The organism is Paenibacillus sp. Aloe-11, from assembly GCF_000245715.1.
GTDB lineage: Bacteria > Bacillota > Bacilli > Paenibacillales > Paenibacillaceae > Paenibacillus > Paenibacillus kribbensis.
The window spans coordinates 1-4864 of the sequence record NZ_JH601082.1 but is presented as its reverse complement, the minus strand read 5'-3'; the positions used below and the strand labels follow the sequence as shown (position 1 = coordinate 4864).

General features: G+C 50.1%; 7 protein-coding genes. 6 read left to right on the top strand and 1 reads right to left on the bottom strand.

What is annotated here, in order from left to right:
• From WG8_RS29225 to WG8_RS24910, 6 genes are all read left to right on the top strand, one after another.
• On the top strand, positions 1-274 hold a 274-nt coding region (locus WG8_RS29225; RefSeq protein ID WP_007433073.1), incomplete at its 5' end, for an ABC transporter permease subunit.
• 19 nt (positions 275-293) lie between these two features.
• Entirely contained in the window at positions 294-1124 is an 831-nt protein-coding gene (gene nikD / locus WG8_RS24930; RefSeq protein ID WP_007433072.1) for a nickel import ATP-binding protein NikD, read from the top strand.
• A 37-nt stretch (positions 1125-1161) separates the two neighbouring features.
• Entirely contained in the window at positions 1162-1971 is an 810-nt protein-coding gene (nikE, locus tag WG8_RS24925) for a nickel import ATP-binding protein NikE (RefSeq protein WP_007433071.1), read from the top strand.
• Between the two features lie 141 nt (positions 1972-2112).
• Complete coding sequence (locus WG8_RS24920) at positions 2113-2922, top strand: transporter substrate-binding domain-containing protein (RefSeq protein WP_007433070.1); 810 nt, start codon at positions 2113-2115, stop codon at positions 2920-2922.
• Positions 2923-2952: 30 nt separating this feature from the next.
• A complete protein-coding gene (locus WG8_RS24915) occupies positions 2953-3669 on the top strand; it encodes an amino acid ABC transporter permease (RefSeq protein ID WP_007433069.1) in 717 nt (238 codons plus the stop codon).
• 4 nt (positions 3670-3673) lie between these two features.
• Entirely contained in the window at positions 3674-4441 is a 768-nt protein-coding gene (locus WG8_RS24910; protein ID WP_007433068.1) for an amino acid ABC transporter ATP-binding protein, read from the top strand.
• A gap of 241 nt (positions 4442-4682) precedes the next feature.
• Here the strand turns inward: WG8_RS24910 and WG8_RS24905 are convergent.
• The coding region (locus WG8_RS24905; protein ID WP_007433067.1) for an iron chelate uptake ABC transporter family permease subunit at positions 4683-4864 on the bottom strand (182 nt) is incomplete at its 5' end.

Sequence of the window (4864 nt, the reverse complement as noted above, 5' to 3'; positions counted from 1 at the left end):
TATCATTCCCAATGTGCTGCGGCCGATTGTGGTTATGGGTACGCTGGAGATGGGCTGGGCGATCATGGATATTTCCGCGTTGTCTTTCCTCGGTCTGGGTATCCAGCCACCGACTCCCGAGTGGGGAGCGATGATTCATGAGGGAACAGGCTACATCCGCAGTCATCCGGAATTAATGATCTATCCGGGCGTCATGATTCTGGTAGTGGTCATGGCCTTCAATATATTGGGAGAGGCGCTGTCAGACCGATACGGAATTTCCAAACGTCAGTAAAACAGGAGTGAGAACAACGATGGATGACGGGGCGAAGTCGAAGGTGCTGGAGGTCCGCGGCTTGCAGGTGAAGCTCCAAACGGGTACAGGGACAGTCCCTCTGCTGGAGCCGATTGATTTTGAACTGAAAAAGGGGCAGGTACTGGGTCTTGTTGGCGAGAGTGGAAGCGGCAAAACGGTGACCTGTAACGCCCTGCTCCAACTGCTGGATCGCCAGACGATGGACGTAAAAGGCAGTGTCCGTCTGAATGGGCGTGAGCTGAACGGAATGGCGGCCGAGGAGATACGGCGTATTCGCGGTAAGGACATCGCGTTGATTATGCAAAATCCGATGAATGCTTTTACGCCCGTGTATACGATCGGGGCTCAGTTTATGGAAACCATTCGCACTCATACTCAATTGACCACACGACAGGCCCGTAATCTTGCCATAACAGCTTTGGAAAAGATGAATTTGCCCGAACCGGCCAAGCTGTTGAAGCGGTATCCCTTTCAGCTCAGCGGGGGGATGCTGCAACGCGTCATGATTGCCATTTCCATGTGCCTGCGTCCTGCGGTGGTGATCGCGGATGAACCGACAACGGCGCTCGATGTCGTGAATCAGCTGCAGGTGCTGAGAGAGCTGGACCGCTTGCGCACAGAATACGGCACTTCCATTTTGCTGATCTCGCACGATCTGGGAGTCATTTCCCAAATGGCAGATGAAGTAGCTGTCATGCAGCAGGGACGTATCGTCGAGCAGGCGGAGGTTCATCGGCTGTTCAATCAGCCACAGCATGAATATACGAAAATGCTGCTGCATGCCAGACCCAAGCTGTCCCTGCGGGACATGAATCAGGCAGGCAGTTAGTCGCCTGTGGACGGTTACACATTCAATAGGGGGGCGAATGCGCGTGCTGCAAGTGAAGGAAGTAACTCATAGCTATGGAAGGCGCAAATGGCTGGGCCGCTCCGAACTACGTTCCCCCGTGCTGTCCGGCGTTTCACTCACCATAGAGAGCGGATTTTGCCTGGGCTTGCTTGGAACGAGCGGAGCGGGTAAAAGCACGCTGGGCAAGGTCATTCTGGGGCTGGAGAAGCCGCAGGAGGGTCAGGTGCTGTTTCAGGGCCAGGACATTTATAATGGAAGCACACAGGTCCGCAGGGAGCTGCGACGGGATATGCAGGTCGTATTTCAGGACTGCTATTCCGCTGTAAATCCCCGGATGACCGCCGGGCAGATTATCGGGGAGCCGCTGGACAATTACGAACGGCTATCGGTACAGGAGCAAAAGAGAACGATTGAGCACCTGCTGGAGCGGGTCGGTCTCAAGCCGGAGGATCGGAATAAACTTCCGCATCAGTTTAGCGGCGGACAATTGCAGCGGATCAACATTGCCCGAGCGATTGCCCTCAAGCCCAAGCTCATCGTGCTGGATGAGTCCGTCAGCAGCCTGGATATGGTTCACCAGGTGCATATTTTATCCCTGCTGGGAGAGCTGAAATCCTCGTTCGGATTGTCGTATCTGTTCATCACGCATGATATTCGGGCGGCTTACGCCGTCTGTGATGGTATTGCCGTGATGGAGCAGGGGAAATTGATCGAACGCTGCGATGACAAGGATCGGATTTTTGAATCCGCTCATCCGGCTGTGCAACGGTTGATCTCATCTATTTTGCCGGAACATCCAGCAGACCGTCTTTCCCTTCATGAATGAAAGTTGACCCGCAAGGGTCCTTTTTTTTGTGCAGCATATGGATAAGCAATTGAAATCAAATTTATCTGTTGTATTATTTGAATAACCCGCTATAATATAAAATCATAGTAAATTACTTGGGATAAAAAGGGGTATTACAATATGAAAAAATCTGCTTTCGTTGCAGCGATTGGCCTATCTCTTGTGTTATTAACGGGTGCCTTGAGTGGATGCTCCTCAAAGGAAGCGGCGTCAGGGGATAAGGTGATTTATGTCGGCACACAAAATGACTACCCGCCGTTTGCTTTTACGAATGATAAAAATGAACTGACCGGATACGATGTGGATGTCATCAAGGAAATTGACAAGAAGCTGGACGGCTACAAGTTTGAGTTTGTCCCTTCGGGCTGGGACGGAATTTTCCTGGCGCTGGAAGCGAACAAAATTCAGGTCGTAGCGGATGAAATCGCCAAAAATCCCGAGCGTGAGCAAAAATACTTGTTCTCTGATGAATCTTACTTCCAGGCTCAATCCGTCATTGTTGTGAAAAAAGGCAGAACGGATATACACTCTCTCAAGGATTTGGAAGGCAAGAAGGTAGCTGCTTCCGTAGGGGATTCCTACACTCAATTACTGGAACAGTACAATGCAAAGAACGGAAATAAAATTATTTTGAAATACAATGACACAGGCACTTCGTCTGACAACCTTCAGGACGTGCAAAATGGCCGGGTAGACGCTTATGTCAATGATCCAGTCATGACGGCTGCTACGATCAAGAAGGAAGGCTTGCAGGTCGAAGCGATAGGTGATCCTGTGAAAACGGATGATATCAATCTGGTGTTCAATAAGGATAAGCAGGGCGAAGAACTGAAAGCGAAAATTGACCCCATTATTAAAGAACTGAAAGCGGACGGAACGTTGAAAAAACTGTCTGAACAATGGACAGGCGGGGAATATATCCCTCAGTAACAACAATGCAATGGGTAAAGTGAGGTTCCTATGGAAAAGCTGTTTGACCTTGATTATATGCTGAAAAGCCTTCCCCGGATCGTGGAGTATCTACCCGTTACGCTATGGATTGCGCTATTGTCCATGCTGCTAGGTTCGATCATCGGGTTGGCGACGGCCTTAATCCGGATATACAAGGTGCCTGTTTTGGCGCAATTGTCTACGCTGTATGTCTCGTACATTCGGGGAACGCCGCTGATTGTGCAGTTATTTCTCGTATATTATGGAATACCCAAGTTTTTATATTTTTTTCAGAGCGAATATGGTTTCCTGCAGCAATTAAATATCTACGTGATTCCACCCGAGATTTTCGCACTGTTGTCATTTTCGTTGAACCTCGGGGGGTATCTGTCGGAGACGTTCCGGGCTGCGATTAACTCAGTGGACCGTGGGCAATTTGAGGCTGCCAATTCCATCGGGATGAGTCAGACACAGATTATGCTCAAAATTGTACTGCCACAGGCGTTGACGGTGGCTTTGCCCAATCTGGGGAACACGCTGATCAGTACGGTGAAGGATACGTCTTTTATTTTTATGATCGGTGTTGTCGATATGATGGGACAGGCTAAAATTATGGGCGCACGGGCGCTGGCTTTTTTTGAGGTGTATGTTGCGGTGTCTCTGATCTACTGGCTGGTGTGCATCATTATTGAACGCGGGCTTGTCGTGCTGGAGAAGCGTATTCGAATTTACGAAAGAAGTGAGTAAGTGTATGATTCAACTTCATCAAATCCATAAGCATTTTGGACAGCATCACGTGTTGAAGGGCATAGACCTGACCGTAGGCAGGGGAGAAGTTGTGGTCATCCTGGGCCCGAGCGGATCGGGAAAGTCCACGCTGCTGCGCAGCATTAATTTTCTGGAGCAGCCGACCAGCGGTATTATTGAAATTGACGGTGTAAAGGTAGATGCGACTAAGGCGGGAAAAAAGGATATTCTTGGACTGCGTATGGCAACGGCGATGGTATTCCAGCAATATCAGCTGTTTAAAAATTTGAATGCACTCCATAATGTGATGATCGGTCTGACCAGTGTAAAAAAGCTGGATCGCAAGCAGGCGAGGGAGATCAGTGAAGGGATTTTGGAAAAGGTCGGGTTAAAGGATCGCATGAACTATTATCCTGCCCAGCTTTCGGGTGGACAGCAGCAGCGTGTTGCCATAGCCCGGGCTTTGGCGCTGAATCCGCAGGTGCTGTTGTTCGACGAACCGACTTCCTCACTCGATCCTGAGCTGGTGGATGAAGTGCTGTCAGTCATTCAAAAAGTGGCAAGTGAAGGCAATACGATGCTTGTTGTGACGCATGAGCTTGGTTTTGCGAGGGATGTAGCGGATCGGGTCGTGCTGATGGAGGATGGCGTCATCGTGGAACAGGGTCCTGTGGAGCAATTTTTCACCAATCCGAAGGAAGAGCGGACACGGCAATTCCTGGGCAAAGCGTTGGGGCAAAGAACGTTACAGGAGCAACCGGTAGCTCCATAAAATGACGTGGAATGGGGTAGACAGGATTACCCGGCCCGGTCTCATATGAAGGCGAAACACCGTAAAGTCGTTGTCCTTAGAGTAAAGAGCACGCCAGACCCATCGCAGGAGGAAGGAATACCTGTGATGGTCTGACGTGCTTTTTGGCGTGCTACATCTAGATACATCAGACTGCTGCCGGATGTACCTAGATGCATCCCCAGATACGATGAAGGGGCTTTTTCCCTTGGGTATCGGGGAATCAGAATGATCTTCTGCTGCGGTCTCTCCGCAGTAAATACACAAAATAAGGAGCGCCCACAAGTGCCGTCATGATCCCGACGGGTATTTCACGTGGAACAATGAGCATTCTGCCCAAAATGTCGCCCAGCAGCATCAGATTCGCTCCCAGCAGGGCAGCCAGCGGAATCAGCCACTGATTGT

Excerpts from the sequence above, each read along its gene's own strand:
- WG8_RS24915 (WP_007433069.1), top strand. The coding sequence starts at position 2,953 with ATGGAAAAGCTGTTTGACCTTGATTATATGCTGAAAAGCCTTCCCCGG.
- WG8_RS24910 (WP_007433068.1), top strand. The coding sequence starts at position 3,674 with ATGATTCAACTTCATCAAATCCATAAGCATTTTGGACAGCATCACGTG.
- nikD (WP_007433072.1), top strand. The coding sequence starts at position 294 with ATGGATGACGGGGCGAAGTCGAAGGTGCTGGAGGTCCGCGGCTTGCAG.
- nikE (WP_007433071.1), top strand. The coding sequence starts at position 1,162 with ATGCGCGTGCTGCAAGTGAAGGAAGTAACTCATAGCTATGGAAGGCGC.
- WG8_RS24920 (WP_007433070.1), top strand. The coding sequence starts at position 2,113 with ATGAAAAAATCTGCTTTCGTTGCAGCGATTGGCCTATCTCTTGTGTTA.